The organism is Pallidibacillus pasinlerensis, assembly GCF_009996845.1.
GTDB lineage: Bacteria > Bacillota > Bacilli > Bacillales > Caldibacillaceae > Pallidibacillus > Pallidibacillus pasinlerensis.
Window position 1 is genome coordinate 13,496 of record NZ_JAACYS010000030.1, and the last position, 18,757, is coordinate 32,252.

Annotated in this window: 15 protein-coding genes; 2 read left to right on the forward strand and 13 right to left on the reverse strand. The window is 34.4% G+C overall.

From position 1 onward, the window contains the following. Positions 1-153: 153 nt before the first annotated feature. From GW534_RS07940 to GW534_RS07985, 10 genes are all read right to left on the reverse strand, one after another. A complete protein-coding gene (locus GW534_RS07940) occupies positions 154-2,271 on the reverse strand; it encodes an N-acetylmuramoyl-L-alanine amidase (protein WP_161920511.1) in 2,118 nt (705 codons plus the stop codon). Positions 2,272-2,453: 182 nt separating this feature from the next. Beyond that, positions 2,454-3,836, reverse strand: coding sequence for an oligosaccharide flippase family protein (locus GW534_RS07945; RefSeq protein WP_161920512.1), 1,383 nt, complete (start codon positions 3,834-3,836; stop codon positions 2,454-2,456). A gap of 57 nt (positions 3,837-3,893) precedes the next feature. Further along, positions 3,894-4,739, reverse strand: coding sequence for a dTDP-4-dehydrorhamnose reductase (rfbD, locus tag GW534_RS07950; RefSeq protein WP_161920513.1), 846 nt, complete (start codon positions 4,737-4,739; stop codon positions 3,894-3,896). Continuing rightward, positions 4,736-5,749: a dTDP-glucose 4,6-dehydratase gene (gene rfbB / locus GW534_RS07955; RefSeq protein ID WP_161920514.1), complete on the reverse strand. Its 1,014-nt coding sequence runs from the start codon at positions 5,747-5,749 to the stop codon at positions 4,736-4,738. The genes rfbD and rfbB overlap by 4 nt, the downstream gene beginning before the upstream one ends. Then, positions 5,749-6,309, reverse strand: coding sequence for a dTDP-4-dehydrorhamnose 3,5-epimerase (gene rfbC / locus GW534_RS07960; RefSeq protein ID WP_161920515.1), 561 nt, complete (start codon positions 6,307-6,309; stop codon positions 5,749-5,751). Before rfbC ends, rfbB begins: the two co-directional genes overlap by 1 nt. Positions 6,310-6,326: 17 nt before the next feature. Beyond that, positions 6,327-7,205 (reverse strand): glucose-1-phosphate thymidyltransferase RmlA, encoded by an 879-nt coding sequence (gene rmlA / locus GW534_RS07965; protein WP_161920516.1) that lies wholly within the window; start codon positions 7,203-7,205, stop codon positions 6,327-6,329. Positions 7,206-7,257: 52 nt separating this feature from the next. Next, positions 7,258-8,148 (reverse strand): glycosyltransferase family 2 protein, encoded by an 891-nt coding sequence (locus GW534_RS07970; protein ID WP_161920517.1) that lies wholly within the window; start codon positions 8,146-8,148, stop codon positions 7,258-7,260. A gap of 45 nt (positions 8,149-8,193) precedes the next feature. Continuing rightward, positions 8,194-9,672, reverse strand: coding sequence for a glycosyltransferase family 39 protein (locus tag GW534_RS07975; protein WP_161920518.1), 1,479 nt, complete (start codon positions 9,670-9,672; stop codon positions 8,194-8,196). A gap of 302 nt (positions 9,673-9,974) precedes the next feature. Further along, a complete protein-coding gene (locus tag GW534_RS07980; protein WP_161920519.1) occupies positions 9,975-11,003 on the reverse strand; it encodes a glycosyltransferase family 2 protein in 1,029 nt (342 codons plus the stop codon). A gap of 154 nt (positions 11,004-11,157) precedes the next feature. After that, the gene (locus GW534_RS07985; protein ID WP_161920520.1) at positions 11,158-11,877 is read right to left on the reverse strand and encodes a WecB/TagA/CpsF family glycosyltransferase; all 720 of its coding nucleotides are present in this window, start codon (positions 11,875-11,877) and stop codon (positions 11,158-11,160) included. Positions 11,878-12,047: 170 nt separating this feature from the next. Between GW534_RS07985 and GW534_RS07990 the strand changes: the two genes are divergently transcribed. Next, positions 12,048-13,463 carry an O-antigen ligase family protein gene (locus GW534_RS07990; RefSeq protein WP_161920521.1) on the forward strand — a complete coding sequence of 472 codons (1,416 nt, stop codon included), beginning with the start codon at positions 12,048-12,050 and terminating at the stop codon, positions 13,461-13,463. A 25-nt stretch (positions 13,464-13,488) separates the two neighbouring features. Here GW534_RS07990 and GW534_RS07995 read toward each other — a convergent pair whose 3' ends face one another. Both GW534_RS07995 and GW534_RS08000 read right to left on the reverse strand, forming a co-directional pair. Then, positions 13,489-14,568: an MraY family glycosyltransferase gene (locus tag GW534_RS07995; protein WP_161920522.1), complete on the reverse strand. Its 1,080-nt coding sequence runs from the start codon at positions 14,566-14,568 to the stop codon at positions 13,489-13,491. Between the two features lie 313 nt (positions 14,569-14,881). After that, positions 14,882-15,943, reverse strand: a complete 1,062-nt coding sequence (locus GW534_RS08000; protein WP_161920523.1) for a glycosyltransferase family 4 protein — start codon at positions 15,941-15,943, stop codon at positions 14,882-14,884. A 697-nt stretch (positions 15,944-16,640) separates the two neighbouring features. Between GW534_RS08000 and galU the strand changes: the two genes are divergently transcribed. Beyond that, positions 16,641-17,552: a UTP--glucose-1-phosphate uridylyltransferase GalU gene (gene galU / locus GW534_RS08005; RefSeq protein WP_161920524.1), complete on the forward strand. Its 912-nt coding sequence runs from the start codon at positions 16,641-16,643 to the stop codon at positions 17,550-17,552. 164 nt (positions 17,553-17,716) lie between these two features. Here galU and GW534_RS08010 read toward each other — a convergent pair whose 3' ends face one another. Beyond that, positions 17,717-18,709: a glycosyltransferase family 2 protein gene (locus tag GW534_RS08010; RefSeq protein ID WP_161920525.1), complete on the reverse strand. Its 993-nt coding sequence runs from the start codon at positions 18,707-18,709 to the stop codon at positions 17,717-17,719. Positions 18,710-18,757: the final 48 nt, after the last annotated feature.

Here is an 18,757-nt window from a genome sequence, read left to right on the forward strand (position 1 = left end):
TTTTAGTAAAACACAGATTTAATTATAAAACATAGTTCCTATTTAAAGAAGTTTCACTTTCTGGAAAATAGATAGAAAAAGTAGAAAAGGACTAAGGAAATATTTCATTCCTTAATCCTTTACTTAAATAATACTTTTCTATAAAACTATGAATTAATTAAGACTTTTAAAGTACGCATCAATTCCATCAGCAATCCCTCTCGCTATTTTAGCACGATAACTATCTGTTGCTAATTGGCTACGTTCACTTGGATTACTAATAAAACCAACCTCGATTAAAGTCGCAGGCATAATTGATTCACGAGTAACGGCAAACGCCGCTCCTTTTACTCCACGATTAGGCGCACCCGTACCTTTTATCATATGTTTCTGAACTGATTCTGCTAATTTTATACTTTGTGCTACACGAACAGGATCATTATGTAGCTCTTTGTTTATTTTCGGTGGATACTCTGGTTTATATTTGTAATAATAACTTTCGATTCCACGTGCTGAAGAACTTCCTGAGTTCGTATGAATACTAACAAAAATATCTGTATTTAAACGGTTTGCTTCTGCTGGACGGTCGTATAATCCAACCGTAGTATTCCCAGTTCGCGACATATAAACTGTATATCCACGCTGTTTCAATAACGACTCGACTTTTTTAGCGATGTCTAAGTTGATATCCGCTTCCTTTAATCCACCAGCTACTGCTCCAGGGTCACTTCCACCATGTCCTGGATCTAAATAAACAGAGTACGTTTTTTTAGATGGTGCTAATTTAAAAGCTTTATTACTGTCAACTGCTGGTCCTTTTCCTTTTTCAACGAGTTTAATTTCAATCGCCTCAAGTCGCTTCGATAAGCCTTCGGATCCAGCCTTCATGCCATTTTTTGCCCAACCTAACCAGCCAAAGCTTTGCGCATGAACGCGGTAGTAAACATCATAATGGTTAGCTATATCACCAGTTAGTTTGATTTGAATGGCTTCCACTCGTTTACTTTCACCGCTTGTACCAGAAATGGCACCGTTGGCAACCTCATTCAACCAGCCATAACTTTGCACATGCGTTGTATAGACAATATTACCACTGTATGGCGAATTTTCTAATTTGACTTTAATTGCTTCTAAACGTTTTGATTCGCCAGTTGTCCCACTTAATTGGCCGTCTTTTACAAAGTTTAACCAGCCATAAGTTTGAACATGCGCTGAGTAGCTGACCGATGGTGTAGATAGGAACGGATTTTCAGTCGAACCAGGTGCTTTGCCACCTTTGTCCACTAAGACAATCTCAATCGCTTCTAAGCGTTTTGCCAATCCTTCTGTTCCAGCTGGTTGACCATTTTTCGCCCAACCTAGCCAACCAAAGCTTTGCGCATGAACACGGTAGTACACATCGTAATGTTTAGCCATCTCGCCAGTTAAGTTGATTTTAATTGCTTCCAACCGTTTACTCTCACCAGTTGTACCAGAAAGTTCACCATTCTGGACAGAGTCTAACCAACCGTAACTTTGAACATGGGTTGTGTATACAATATTACCGCTATATGGCGCATTGTCTAATTTGATTTTAATCGCTTCTAAACGTTTTGATTCGCCGGTTGTTCCACTTAATTGACCATCTTTCACAAAATCTTGCCAGCCATAACTTTGCACATGAGTTGAGTAACTTACAGAAGCCTGTTCTCGTAAACTTATAGTCGCTGCTGAAAATAGCTGTACAGAACTGTTTGATACTTGATTGATAGACGCAACTTCATTATTCAAAACATCATAATCTTCTTTTGAAATTTCGTACTTCTTGTAATTTTCATCCGTAGAATAGTAGACGAGCCCTAGATCTTGAAAAACTGTTCCGTAAGTATCAACTAATTTTATTTCTTCTTTTGACGTACCATTTTCATTCTCTTCTAAAATAGTAACCTGCTCTTGTAATTGTATAGAATCTACTAATTTATAATTGAAAACATCTGATTCTACAATTCTATAAAAAATAGAATGATTACTTATTTGTAGCTCATTTAACATATCTGATACTGTTAACGTTGTTAAAATTGATTCAGTTCCTGTATCAGATTGAAGATCAATTCTAGCATCTACCGTTGATGAATCATTCCAACCAAGTAAATGGAGAGACGTATTTTCATCTAAAACAATTTCTTGTTCACCATCATCATAATGAATTAAATAATAACTGGAAGTTTCATCGAAAGATTCCACTTTTTCATCTGCGTGGCCAACATGTCTACTATTTAGAAGAGAGGAACTCAGTAGTAGTAAAACAGTCATGAGTAAAGTAAAGAGTTTTCTTTTCTCCATCGAAGATTATTCATTCCTTTCAAAATGGTATGTCGTATTATAGATTTTTTGCTCGAATATGGTTGCGTTTTTTTATACCAATTTTACCATATTACAGAGATTATTTTTAAATATATTACTAAAAAATCCTTAATATTGAAATTTATGCAATGTTATTCATTACTCATCTTTTTTCTTCCAATGAGATTTTGGATGAGACTGAAAAATTCCCTTTTATATGTTAATAAAGTGATTGCAAGAATTACAATGTAATACACAATAAAACCAAATAGCCAATTAAAGTAATTCGTACTTATGTAAAAGCTACTAAAGAATAATATTAAGTACATGAGTTCCTTAGGGGTAGCTTTTAATACTTTGAAGTGTCTCGTTGAATAAATATACCAAACGTAATAAGCAATCGTTGTCGCAAGCGCGATGGATAACGTATTTTTGTTGAATATGATTGCTACAACGTTTAGTGCAATTGAAATTAAACACATCATCACGACAGTGTATACATACGTTCTTTCTAATTTATTGGCCTTGTAAAGATTCACATATAAGGCATTGATAACAATCATCGCTGGGAACCCCGCAAATAAAATCGCAATAATATCGAGGGAAGGGATATATTTAGCGATAAAGGTTGATACAACAAAATCAAAGGCAAAGTAACCCCCTGCCGCGAACGCTCCTACTAAAACAATATACTTTTTCATGAGTTGAAGCGTTTCTGCTTTTTGACCTTGGGCTAAGTATGGATAAAGTGTCATTGTTACCGAGTTCATTAAGTTTGTAATTAACAAGACCATGGAAATCGCGAATGAATAGTATGCGAAGTCACTTGATGGTAATGAAAATTTTACAAACCAACGATCCGCATTAAAAAAGAGGTTCGCTGATAAGTTACCAATCATAATAAAAATTCCGACCTTAAATAGCCCGCCAATTTCTTTATAATCGATTACTGCTTTAATGCCTTTATATTTCTTATAAAATTGTGATTCTAAAATAACAAAAATAGTTAAGTAACTAATGATATTCGCAATAACAAAAGGTAGGTAATGGTCTATTTTTAATACAAAAATAATGAATATATTTAATATAAGAAGGACATTGGGCGTTACTAATAGAATTTTTGAATAAATACCAAATTCGCCAACAGCTTGATATAAGTAACGATATAACGCCTGAATGTTCATCGGTATTATCGAAAGTGAAAAAGCAATTAAGATGATATCTTCTAAAAGGATACCGAATGCAAGTGGAACGAGCGTAATAATTGACTGAAAAATTAATAGAAATTTACGCTCGCCTTTCAGCTTGCCAATATCAACTTTATTTAAATCCTTTCCACCGTACTTAATAAACAACCCATCAACAAAACCAAAATGCAAAATACCAACATAGCTAATATATAGGGCGAAAGTTTTTAACATGGCGTAATGATCTAAAGATAAAAAAGCAGGGACTAAAAAGCCATTAACAATACCGACAAGTATATTGATAAAGTTTGAATTGAATACTCTGAAGAGGTCTTTCTTAATTTGCATGCAATAAACTCCTTTTCCACTAACAAACTAAACGATAATTATCCCTACTTTTTGCAACTATGGGTGAGTATTGAAATATTCGTGCAGAGCTTCACGCCAATGTCGCATTTCTTTAAAGCCATTTAATCGTAACGCCATATGATCAAAAACAGAATAAGCAGGTCTTGGTGCAGGTCTAGGGAATTCATCTGTTGTGCAAGGGGCAATGTCTACATTTTGTAATCCCGCTTCTTCAAAAATCGCTTTAGCGAACTCATACCAAGAACAATGTCCTGAGTTGGATACGTGGTATGTTCCATATTTTTCAGTCACCATTAAGTCTATAATCGTATTAGCTAGGTCCACTGTAAATGTCGGGCATCCAACTTGGTCATGAACGACTTTAAGTGATTTTCCTGACGTTGCTAGTTTTACCATCGTTTTCACAAAATTATTCCCGTGGTGGCCATATACCCAAGAAGTTCTCACGATGAAAAACTTCGAGTGTAATTCTCGAACAAACTGTTCACCGGCTAGTTTGGATTTCCCGTATACGCCAAGCGGATTGGTTGGCGTAAATTCATTCACAGGCTCTGTTGCCGTCCCATCGTAGACATAATCTGTACTGACATAAATTAATTTTGCCCCCACTTTTTCTGCACAAACCGCCACATTTCTCGTCCCGTATCCATTAATTAAATAAGCTTGATCTGGTTCACTTTCTGCCAAATCAACCTTCGTATGTGCAGCTGAATGAATGATGATGTCTGGGCGAATTGATTCGATTTCTTTTTCTACTTGTTCAAAGTTTGTAATATCTAGTTGTTCCCGACTATAACCAAAAACTTCATATTGTTTTTCTTTTAAAAGGGATACGAGATCTGTACCTAATTGTCCCTTTGCACCCGTCACTAAGACCTTCATATTTTATCACCGTATAGTTTTTCATAATATTCTATATAACTACCGTTTTTAATATTTTTCCACCAGTCTTGATTTTGAATATACCATTGGATTGTCTCTTCAATTCCAGTATCAAATGTATATTCTGGTTTCCACCCTAGTTCTGTCATTATCTTTGTTGGATCAATCGCATAACGACGGTCATGACCTAGACGATCTTCAACATATTTAATTAAGCTTTTCGGTGCACCTAGTTTTTCAACTATTAAATGAACGATTTCGTTATTAGTTCGTTCATTATGTCCACCAATATTGTAAACTTCTCCAGGCTTTCCTTTATGTATTACAAGATCTACTGCAGAACTATGGTCTTTTACATGTAACCAATCACGAACATTTTTCCCGTCTCCATAAATCGGAAGTTCTTTTCCTTCCATTGCATTTGTAACCATTAAAGGGATTAATTTTTCAGGGAATTGATATGGACCATAGTTATTTGAACATCTTGTTATATTAACATTCATACCGTATGTTTCATGGTAAGCACGGACGAGCAAATCTGCTCCTGCTTTACTTGAAGAATACGGACTATTTGATGCTAGTGGTGTTTCTTCAGTAAAATAGCCTGTTTCACCGAGAGTACCGTAAACTTCGTCGGTTGAAATTTGTACAAATTTCTCTATTTTATTCTCCTTAGCTACATCAAGCAATACTTGTGTACCTAATACATTCGTCTTCACAAATACATCTGGTTGCGTAATACTGCGATCCACATGTGACTCTGCTGCAAAGTTGACTATTACATCAATATTGTGAGTTTTAACTATATGGTCAATTAATTCACGATTCGTAATGTCACCTTTAACAAAGACATAGTTTGGATTGTCTTCCACGTCTTTCAAGTTTTCCAAATTTCCAGCATACGTTAATAAATCATAGTTGATTATTTTATAATTTGGGTATTTATCTAACATATAATGGATAAAGTTACTACCTATAAATCCTGCTCCACCGGTCACAAAAATATTCATTACACATTCTCCCATTCAAAATTATTTTCTGCATTTTCAAGTGTTGGATGATTTTGATCTTTTGCCGATAAAATTGGATGATCAATTGGCCAATCAATCTTTAATGTCGGATCGTTCCAAGCAATACCGCGATCATGTTCGGGTGCGTACCAATTATCTACTTTATATTGAACTTCTGTATTTTCCTCCAATGTACAATACCCATGGGCAAACCCTCTTGGAACGAGTAATTGAAGTTTATTTTCAGCTGACAATGTGAATCCTTGCCACTGACCGTATGTAGGTGATCCTTTGCGGATATCAACAATAACATCGTATATTGAGCCTCGTGTCGCTCTTACTAATTTTGTTTGTGCAAATGGATTTAATTGATAATGCAGTCCTCTTAATGTACCAACTTGTTGTGAAAGGGCATGGTTATCCTGAATAAATTCCATATTCAGTCCATGTTCCGCAAAAGTATTTTTGTTATAACTTTCCATAAAAAAGCCACGATGGTCACCATGGACCGGAACTTCGATTAAAAATGCATCTTTAAATTTTGTCTCAATTAATTTCAAATCGATCACCTCCAAAATTAAAATAAAACTTTTTGATTTGCTAAACGAATAAGATATTGTCCATATTCATTTTTACTTAATGGTTCAGCTAATTTTAATAATTGTTCTCTTGTGATGTACCCTTTCCGATAGGCGATTTCTTCTATACATGCTACTTTTAAGCTTTGACGCTGTTCAATTGTTTCAATAAAAACGGATGCTTCTAATAACGATTCATGCGTCCCCGTATCGAGCCAGGCAAATCCTCTTCCTAATAATTCAACGTGAAGGTCACCAAGTTTTAAATATTCTTCATTTACAGAAGTAATTTCTAACTCGCCTCGTTCGGAAGGCTTAATTTGTTTTGCAATGTCAACAACTCGATTATCATAAAAGTAAAGCCCTGTAACAGCATAGGAAGACTTAGGAACTTCTGGCTTTTCTTCAATGGAAATCACTTTTCCAGTCTCATCAAATTCAACGACACCAAACCGTTCTGGGTCTTTTACATTGTAACCGAAGATTGTCGCACCCTTTTCGCGTGAGGCTGCTTCTTCCAATAACTTCGTAAAGCCGTGACCATAAAAAATATTGTCACCTAAAATAAGCGCAACATTGTCATCGCTAATAAACTCTTCACCGATAATAAAGGCTTGTGCTAGTCCATCTGGCGAAGGCTGAATGGCGTAACTCAAATTAATTCCAAGCTCTGAACCATCGCCTAATAATTGTTCAAAACGTGGTGTGTCTGTCGGTGTTGATATAATTAAAATATCTCTAATTCCTGCCAACATTAAAACGGATAATGGGTAATAAATCATTGGCTTATCGTATATAGGTAGAAGTTGTTTTGAGATTGCTCTCGTTAAGGGATACAATCTTGTTCCGCTTCCACCTGCTAAAATAATTCCCTTCATTTTTTCACCTCAATAACTATTTTTTGAATTCTAATTTATCATATGTTTCCGCTTAGCTTAGCAAATCTTCTTTATAAATCCGATCGTCCCCGCGTAATCGTAAAAATTCCTTCGATGAAGCGATGACATGTTTATAAATAAATCTTCTCTTTTTTGACTCTTTCCGATAAACTGCATTCGTAGAAGAGTCTTCCTTATGATAAATTCTCGCTGCCGGTGTATATAAAATTTTCAAGTTTTCTTTTTGCGCTATATAGTATAGAATATCTTCTTCCATATAAAGGAATGTTTTACTATAAAGTCCATTATACTTTTTCACGTAATTCGGTGAAAAAATTAAGGCAGAACCATGCAATACAACGTTTTCTTGTTCTTCTTCCCAGTTTTTATTCACTGCAATAGGAGTCGGATTTTTTCTTACAGTTCGATATAGTTTAAGAATCAAGTCTTCCAAACCGAGATAATTAAGCATTAACTTCGTTTGTAGTTTTTTCATTTCGGTTTTAACTTCTTCTTCCGTAAAGCCTCGATTTCGGTTCGGATTTTGATGTAAGCCATCCTGTGTAGAAACGATATCCGGTCCTAAAATATCAAAATTCGTTTGTTTGTATTTTTCAAGGATGACAGACAGAAAATCACGCTGTTCAATAATCGTGTCATTATTTATCATTACAACAAAATCACTATTTAGCTCATCTTTCGCAAACTTGTATCCTGAGTTATTTCCTTTGGCAAAACCTAGGTTTGCGTCATTCTTCACAAAATAAACCTTTTCGTGATTGCCATATTTCTTCTCTAATTTCTGTAAACTATCATTTGTTGACGCGTTATCAACTAATACAATGTCATAGTCAGGATAATCTATATTTTTTAAAATCGATTCAATACATTCATCTGTGTCTTCATATGTTAAGTAATGTAAAATTACAAAGGAAAATTTCATTGTTTTCGCTCCATTTTTATATTGTAACTTTAAATCCCATCAGTCTTATACTGGATTCTCACCATTCATTTCGCTTTTGCCTTTTAAACCTTGCCGTTTTTCCAAAACGCTGTTTATACCAACTGCAGCAAGTATTACAAACGAGATCGTAATAGAATAATGGTACCTACTTGCCACTTCAACAAGCATTTGCGCCATCGTAAGACCGATCGCAAATAAAGTAACGATAATTAAAATTGACTTTTCTTTACGTCTCCAAGCAGCTACGATGCCACAAAGTGAAAACGCAATGAGAAAATAATAAAAAGTATTCGATATCATTATTAAGCGAAGAGGGTGATCCAAAACTGAACTTGCATATCCTACCGCAGCTCCGTCACCTGATAAGAAGCTCAGAAATTTTTTATAAAATAGTTCTGGGAAATTTATTTCTCCGCTAAAGATTCGCTCTTTTGCTTCCTCGAGCATTTGTTTTTGCACATCATTAGCAGTCCAACCTTCAAGATCGTTATAATAAAACAGTAAATCTGAGTCTGCTTGATTCCACTTTCCATAACTTTCCATATTAAAACCCACATAAATGTTGTAGCCTGGAGTTGTTGCGATTTCCTCACCTAATCGTAACGATACATATTGATTTGCTAATGAAGATAAAATGAAATAACTAACAATGACAACTCCAAAATATACTGATTTATTCAAGAGTAATTTTTTATTTTTAAGATGACCTGTGTCTATTATATATAACCAAATTGCAAGTGCTATGATAGGAATAGCTGCAATTGGACGTGACATATTTACTACTACAAGTAGGATTGATAATAATAAGGAATAGAGAACAATTGTGATTATGTTCTTATTTTTTAACCGATCTTTAATTACAATCATAAGCGCTATGCTCATTAGGAGTACCGTTGTATAAAGCGGTTCAGATAACACGTACATATTAAAGATTGTTTGTGAAGGTAATACAATCCATAATAAACTACCGATAATTGCCGTTTTTACACCTGCTAGTTTTTTACATATGTAATAGATGCATCCCATTGCTATTGTACTTAAAACAACATTTACAACCGGGGCTACCATATAACTAGTGCCAAACACTTTCATAAAAACACTAAGAAAAGATGAATAACCAAAAATATGAGGAAAAAGAGCTACGTATCGACTATCGATAACAAAACTTTCACTTAAATCTACTGCAGTTTTATAAAATCTAGCATAATCCACCATCGGCGGAATTCGATTAAACCAAATCCATAAAAATTTCACTAAAAAACAAGCGACCAATAATCCAATGATGACCCATTTTTCATTCTTCTTCTCAAGATAATTCGTCAGTCGACCAAATACAAAAATTCCCAAAAAAATCATACTCAAAAATCCAATAATATAAAAAATATAATGTTCATTTGAAAAATCAAACAAAAAATCTACCAATAGTAAGATGCCCATCAAGGCAAAGATCGCATATATAACGTATGTCGAAAAATTAGAAAACCTTTTATAGAAAAGATTCAAAATTGCACACTCCTTAATGTTATATCGCTATTTATTACTACTTTATAAACATACCACTTTTATCTTATTCAATAATTTCTTTACAATCAACTTATTTTGTAAATAATACGGAGATGTAATTATTACGAAATAATTGTTTATCACTTTAATAATGTTTAAAATTGTAATTAATCTACCGACTTTAATTCCCGTATTAGTAACTTTCTTTTATTTAAAGTTAAAAAAGCAGCTGTCATTAGAGTAGTAACACTCTTAGAATAGCCGCTTTTCTATTATTTTTATTATGCTTTCTAATATCAAATTTAAATGACTTTTTTCATTTTATGATAATAATGTTTCAGCAAAATAATGACATAATCTTTTGCTTGACGGTTACTTGTAATCTGTTTATACAATGCCACTTTTTCTTTACCAGTTAAGCTTTGGTGATATATTGCTAACAAAATACAGTCATCGAGTATCGATAAAAATAAGTCATGATCGAAGGTTTGGGTGTCTTTATTCCACTTTTTCAACTTATCAATGACCGTATGAACGGTAGTTATATTTGATACCGCTGATCCGTAGCTTTCGGTAAAAAATTCGTTGTATACGTTTAATTCTTCTTTTGTAAAACCAACGCCAAGAAACTCGAGCATATCTTCATGAATTCGACCAATTAATCGTTTTCTTTTCTCCCGTTTTTCACGATTTGATTTTTTCGATATATTTTCATGACCGAAACGATATTTTAGTAAAAATTCAGGGAGAATTTCGAGTTTGCCGACTTTCGCTAGTTGCACCCAAAGTTGGTAATCTTGGGCGACAAAAAAGTCTAAATTATACTTTATATGATGCTTTTCTAGCGTCTCCATCCGAATTGTAGCTGACGGGTTCGCAATCGGGTTGTAAAACATTAACATAATTTTTAGTTCTTCTGGCTTCGAATATTTTGGCGTTACTTTCTTTTCGGCTACATCACCGAACTGAATATAGTAGCTCCCAACCGCATCAATATCCGGATTTTTTTCTAAATAATCGATTTGTCTTTCAATCCGGTTTGGCATCGCAATATCATCCGAATCCATAATGGCAAGATACTTTCCTTTTGCCTCTTTTAATCCGACATTTCGTGTATATGGAATCCCCATATTTTTCTCATTTTGAACTAATCGAATCCGATCATCATGGTAGCTTTTAATAATTTCTACCGAACGGTCCGTAGATCCATCATCTACTAAAACAATTTCTAAATTTTTATACGTTTGGTTTAAAATACTTTCTAACGCTTCTTTAATATATTGTTCACTATTGTAAACAGGCATAAAAACTGTGACTAATGGTTCGTTCATATTTACACCTCAGGTTATTCATCATTGTATGTACTGATTCTGACCTTATTTGAAACACATTTAGACAACATTTTTTTAAACGTGTTTCCTTGCATGATTATATAATAACTTAGCAATTGTTACTATTTTAATTTCATTTTCAGCTAAGATAGTTCTATTTTCTTTTGACCATTACTTTTACAAGAAACTGCGGTAAAACAAGCATCCGTTTAAACCTTGTCGGCTGTTTAAGTAACCGGTATAACCATTCTAAATTGAGCTTGATCCAAACTTCAGGCGCCCGTTTCACTTCACCAGCCCAAACGTCAAAACTTCCTCCTACACCCATAAACAAACCTTTTTGGAATTTATCCATATGTTTTTCAATCCAATATTCTTGTTTCGGGAAGCCTAAGGCGACGAAAATCATGTCTGGTTCTAATCGAACGATTGATTGAACAAGTTCTTCGTCCTCAATATCAATATAACCGTGATGATACCCAACAATATTTAATTCAGGATGTTTGTCCTTAATGTTTTTATAAGCTTTTTCGATTGTGCTTTCTTTCGCACCAAGCAAATACACCTTTTTATTTTTCTTTTCGGCCATGTGTAACAATTCACTCATTAAGTCAAAGCCGGCGACACGTTCTTTTAAAGGTGTTTTTAAAACTTTTGATGCAATTACAACCCCAATTCCATCGGCAGTTATGAAATCAGCTTTCTGTAATGTTTGATAATATTGTTCGTCTTTATTCGCATATTCGACAATTTCAGGATTTGCCGTAACGACAAATGTTTTTTCCTCTTTTTCAATTCTTGTTTCAAATATATCAAGGAATTCATCAATCCGGTAATTACTAAAGTTCACATTTTGTATTTGGATTTTATCCATTTTACTCCTCCAGTTATTATGTATAGTTCATTTTATTATAGGATAACTTACGATTAAATTGTTTTTTAAGTATAACAATGCCCAGTTCTTTTATAGACATTATAACTAAAATATTATAAACTAAACACATGTTGAAAATAAATAGATGTTACTACTAGAGGTGCAATTAGATGTTATCAATATTTGAACGCGGGGAGTTTATTGACTATTTAAAATATTTTATCATCCTACAACCTATCCTTGATATTTTAACTTTTATCTCGATTCATTATTTGAGTACGAGTGTAACGATCGGTATTGCCATTCGGGTATTATTCTTAGGATTTACCCTACTATATATATTCTTCGGCAATAACCATCCACTGAAAAAACAAATTATTACATATATCATTGTTCTGTTCAGCGTGGTCGGGATCAGTTTTATCCTAAACTTTTTAACAAAACCTGTGTTTTATTTCTTCTCTGAAGTACAGTTTATCGTTAAAGTACTATATTTCCCAATTATGTTTATCGCACTGTTTATGTGCTTTACTCCTAATCAAACGATTGATCGGGTGAAGACAAAGTTATATTCGGCTGTCGCCATCGCGATGACTATACTTTCTATATCCATGTTCATCTCAATTTTAACTGGCACAGCAAAAAACACGTATAGGTGGATAAAATCAGGATATACAGGTTGGTTTTTCGCTGGAAATGAGTTAAGTGCGATTGTTGGTATCTGTTTACCAATTTGTTTAATTTATGCGATTTTAAAAACGAAGAGTGCAAAAGACATTATGTACTGGGTTCCTACATTATTACTATCGATTACAGCTTTATTAATCGGTACGAAAGTAAGCTTTTTCGCTATGATTATGACCCTTGTTATCGGACTTGTCGTTGTATTCCTAACTTGGGTGTCCAATACGAAAAATGATACAGGGAAAAAATACGTTAAAGTGTTGACCTTAAATATCGTCATCATTGCATTAATTTCCGTCATTACCCCATTTACTCCGGCTTATAGTAATGTCGTTGGGGATGTTCAGACTATCAATAAAACAATTGAAAAAGTTGCAGAAGAAGAGCCTGAAGAAGTTGAAGAAGTAGAAGACGAAGAAGATAAAATCATTAAAGAGAAAGTGGCCGCTAGAGAAAAACCGGCTTTCATGGATATAAAAATCATCAACGTCATTTTAAGTTCCCGTGGACTTTACTTCACAAATATTTATAACGACTATGTTGACGCGGATATTGCCCATAAATTATTTGGGTTAGGGTATGCCGGTTTTTATGAAGTGAAACCGAAGTTAATCGAGATGGACTTTTTCGATATTTTCTTCTCACTTGGAATAATCGGTTCGTTATTAGTATTTTTACCAATATTATTAGTAGCATGGATTGTGTTAAAATCGTTATTCACTAATTTTAGGAACTTCTTCCAATTAGAGAATATACTTTTAATTATTTCGATAGGTATTGGGTTAGGCGTTGCCTTTTTAGCAGGACATGTGTTGTTCGCCCCAGCCGTTTGTATATACCTTGCATTAAGCTTAGTTTTAATCGTTTATTTCAACTCCAATAGTTCAAATAAAGAGATATAGAGGCCCTTACTCTATATCTCTTTTTTCATTGTGACTGGCGATTTATTTTTAATATCCTTTTGAACATACCTAAGATCGGTTTCTTCCCCGCACCAGTCAAACCAACAAACTCCGCTAATATGTACACAAGCAGCGCCCAAATTAGTGTAATAATTAACAAATAGTTTATTGAGGCGTTTGAAAAAATTATCGCTAACAAACCGAACACGGCACTAATTCCATAAATAATTAAAACCGTCGTCCGATGGCTAAATCCAGCTGCTAACAATTGATGGTGGATATGTTTTTTATCCGGTGTCATGATTTTTTCGCCGTTGAGTAGTCTGCGAACAATTGCAAATAACGTATCAAAGATTGGTACCCCTAAAACAATGACGGGAATGACAAAGCCAAAGAGGGTTAGTTTTTTAAATAATCCTAAAATGGAGATATAGGCGATGGAGTAGCCAAGAAATAATGATCCGGTATCACCCATGTAAATTTTTGCCGGATGAAAGTTATGGAATAAAAAGCCAATATTACTACCAATTAAAACGGTACATAAAATGACGATAAATAATTGTCCGTCCATAATCGCCATAATTAAAATGCTTAATAAGGCAATCGTCGATACCCCTGATGCTAAACCGTCCAATCCATCAATAAGATTAATCGCATTCGTAATCCCGATAATCCAAATAAGTGTGACAATGATGCAAATACTCGGACTAAATTCAACAATCCCGATAAACGGGAGGGTAATTCTTTCAATACTCACTCCTTGAATGATAAGAAATATTGCAGGCAAAATTTGACCGACGAGTTTGAATAGTGGTCTGAGCGTAAATTTATCATCTAAAACACCAGTAATGATGATAATGATCGCTCCAAAAATATAAGCTAAAAATTGGGGATGGACAGGTTGTAAATAAAATAGCGCGAAAAATGTACTAAAAATAATGGCAAGGCCACCAAGTCTCGGTGTAGGCGTCGTATGAACCTTTCTTTTATTCGGGATATCGATCACATTGAAACGAAAGGCTAACCACTTTATTGGATAAACTAAAAGGTATGCTGAAATACAGGCGATTGCAAACCCAACGAATAAATTAGTAATTGGAAACATAACAAACCTCGTTTTTTATCCTTATTTTTAGCAAAAACTAGAAAAATATTACACACTTTTGTGGGACACGGGGACGGGTCCATCGTCCCAATCGTGGCAGGTGGGACACGGGGACAGGTCCCTTGTCCCCATATCAATATAAGATTAATGGACCTGGAAAAATTTAATTTGTGGAAATCGGACATTGAGCTAAACACTTTTTTCTTATATCAGAATAGATACACCGAACCATTCCACCTACAACACCGTAAACTGTCCTTTTTCAAGCATAAAAAAGACCACTCCGTTATGAAGTGGTGTTTTTTGTTCTGATTTATTTTTCATCTTGATTCTTTTTTGGTCCAATTAAATTAAGTAATGGTCGGTAATTCACACTGATTAGTCCAGTTACTTCGACAATCAATTCGACTAAAATTAACAGCAATACGATTAAGATTGATGCGCCCCATATCGTCGCACGAGTAAACAATATCGCTGCTAAACTAAAAATACCGCTCAATAAATAGATAATAATTACAGATTGTCTATGCGTAAAGCCTAAGCGGATTAAGCAATGATGTAAATGAAACTTATCAGGAGCTGATAATGGCTTCTTTTGTACAATTCGTCGAATAATCGCAAACGTTGTATCCATAATCGGTACAGCCAAAATGATAATCGGGATAATCAATGAGAAAATCGCCGCACTTTTTGTAAGACCAATTACAGATAACACACTAATCATGTAACCTAAAAATAGCGATCCTGTATCACCCATAAATATTTTCGCCGGGTAGAAGTTAAATACTAAGAAACCTAAAATGCTTCCTAATAAAATGATTCCCATTAATACAGTCAATGGATGACCTAATGTTAACGCTAAAATTGAAATTGTAATTACGGCAATCGATGAAACTCCCGCTGCTAATCCGTCTAATCCGTCAATTAAGTTAATCGCATTAATGATGGCCACAATCCAAAGAATCGTTAACGGAATCGCAAGCCAGCCAAAATGAATCATTTCTCCATTTGGCAACGTAATGAAATCAATTTGCACTCCGAACAGTACCGGAATCGTTGCTGCGATAATTTGACCAAGTAGTTTTGTGCGAGGTGCTAAACTGTACATATCATCAAGTAAACCAGTGATACCGATAATGACAGCACCTGCAAGGATCGGCCAAATTTGAAGTGGATTCGGAATAAACACTAAACATCCGATAATAAAACTTATAATAATGGCTAACCCGCCCATTCTTGGCATAATTCTCTTGTGTACTTTTCTCTCATCAGGTTTATCAATTGCACCAATTTTAATAGAAAACTTTTTTACTATAGGTGTTAATAGGAGTGATAAAACAAAGCATAAAAGTATTGGAATTATAATAAACTCCATTATTATGTCCTCCCTAGCAATATCCTAACCTAAAAAATTAGGACATAATCAAGAAATTATTTAGTATATTATTAAACTAGCAATCTCATTTTCTCTTTTCAACCGTATTCATAATAAATTATTTCTTTGAAAAGGTCAAGATTTGTTTGATCGAAAGCGTCCAAACCTGTCGAATTTTTTACAATTTTATTACAACAATTACAAGAATTTTATTATGAAAAAATTTATGAACATCCAGTAGTGAAGCACTGGATCCGCCCCCTGTACCAAAGCAAAAATGGGGCGCCCGAACTATCCGCCTGTACTAAACCCAAAATCGGGACAACGGATCTGTCCCCCTGACCAAACCCGAAATGGGACAACGGACCTGTCCCCCTGTACCATACCCCCATATATGACCGCGGTCATGAAATGGGTAGAATTAGTAAAATCATTAAATAATTACGAATACAATAATTTAAAGTTATTGAAAACTTTCCACTTTAATTAATGAATTGTCCGTCTGTTCCATATACATATGAATATATGTACAATGTACAACCACCGGATAATCTATGGTATAATATTTATAATCAATTTTTAGGTACATACTGTTATATATCTTCCTTTAAATTATACCTCTTATACTTAATGACGTAACAACGATCATATTTGTTACAAAATAAAAATTTGATTACATTTGGAGGTTTCATTACTAATGAAAAAAATCAGAAAAGCGATTATCCCAGCGGCCGGATTGGGAACTCGGTTTTTACCAGCAACAAAAGCGATGCCTAAGGAAATGCTCCCTATAGTCGATCGTCCAACTATTGAATATATAATTGAAGAAGCCGTTGAAGCAGGCATAGAAGATATTATTATCGTGACAGGAAAAGGGAAACGTTCAATCGAAGACCATTTCGACAGAGTTCCTGAGCTAGAGAAAAGCCTTGAAGATAAAGGTAAACTTGATCTTTTGGAAAAAGTGAATTACTCTTCTAACTTGGCAAACATTCACTATATACGCCAAAAAGAGCCAAAAGGGTTAGGGCACGCGGTATGGTGTGCACGTCATTTTATCGGTGATGAACCATTTGCCGTTTTACTAGGTGATGACATCGTTAGAAGCGAAGTGCCTTGTATTAAACAAATGATTGAAAAACATGAGGAAACGTATTCTTCTATTATTGGTGTTCAAGAAGTTCCTGAAAACGAAACACACCGTTATGGTATTGTCGATCCGCTTTCCAATGAAGGTCGCCTATACCAAGTTAAAAACTTCGTTGAAAAGCCTGCTCCAGGAACAGCGCCTTCTAACCTTGCAATCATGGGGCGTTATATTTTAACTCCAGAAATATTCAAATTTCTAGAAGAGCAAGAAGTTGGTGCAGGTGGGGAAATTCAGTTAACAGATGCGATTGCTAAATTAAATAAAATCCAACGTGTCTTTGCGTACAAATTTGAAGGTAAACGCTATGACGTTGGTGAAAAAATCGGGTTTGTTAAAACGACAATCGAATTTGCATTACAACATGAAGATTTACGTGAGGAAGTCATTTCATTTATTAAAGGAATCGTTGAAAAAGAAGAACAGAAAAGTGAAACTACTGTAATCGAATCAAACGAATAATTGTTAGTTAGCCATTTAAAATAAACTAGGGGCATCCTAAAGTTAATAAACTTCCGGATGCCCCTTTTAACTTTTTTCATTAATCTTTCAGAGCTTTCGTTTGTCAGATCCACGGAAATATTTGACACGTTTTCCCACTACGATAATTACCACTTTATGTATGATTAACGGTCATGATGTGTGGACTGTTCAACCTTTGGTTCACTTTCAATTTTTATATCATTTTCAACATTATACACATCTTTAACAATATAAACCGGTCTATTTTTACTTTCATCATAAATACGCGCAATATATTGACCTACAATCCCTAATCCTAGTAATTGAACACCGCCAAAAAATGTAATGGCCACCATGATTGACGTCCACCCGGCTTGAACATCGCCTAAATCAAACAATTTTACAACTAATGAATATAACAAGACCAGAAAGGATAACACTACGGAATAAAAACCAATCCAGGTTACAATTCTTAATGGTTTTGTTGAAAATGCAATAATCCCATCTGATGCAAACTTAAGCATTTTCTTTAATGGATACTTCGTTTCTCCTGCAAATCTTTCATCTCTTTCATATTCAATGTAAGTTTGCTTAAAACCAATCCAAGAAATCATCCCTCTAATAAAACGGTTTCTTTCCGTCATTTTTCTAAAAACAGCGGCTACTTTTCGATCAATTAATCTAAAATCTCCAGTATCTTTTGGAATCTCAATATCGGACATATAATTTAAGAATTTATAAAACCATTTTGCAGTTAAAAGTTTAAACCACGTTTCGCCTTTACGCTTTTTCCGTTTTGCATAAACGACATCAAAGCCCTCACGCCATTTCGCCACTAAATCAGGAATCAATTCTGGCGGATCTTGTAAATCTGCGTCAATAATGACAATAGCATCCCCTTTTGCAAAATCAATTCCTGCTGTTACTGCATTTTGATGTCCAAAGTTTCGCGAAAAATTGATAACCTTTACATTTTCGTCTTTAGATGCTAATTCTACTAAAATATCTAGCGTTCGATCTGTACTACCATCATTAACAAATACGAGTTCATAGTTAAATTTATTCGTTGTCATAACATGTGTAAGTCTTTTATAACATTCTTCAGCGACTTCCTCTTCAAAGTACATCGGTACAACGATAGAGATTAGTTCGTTCATCTTTCCACCTCAAGTTTCAAATAATTATTTACGAGTAAACAATTAATA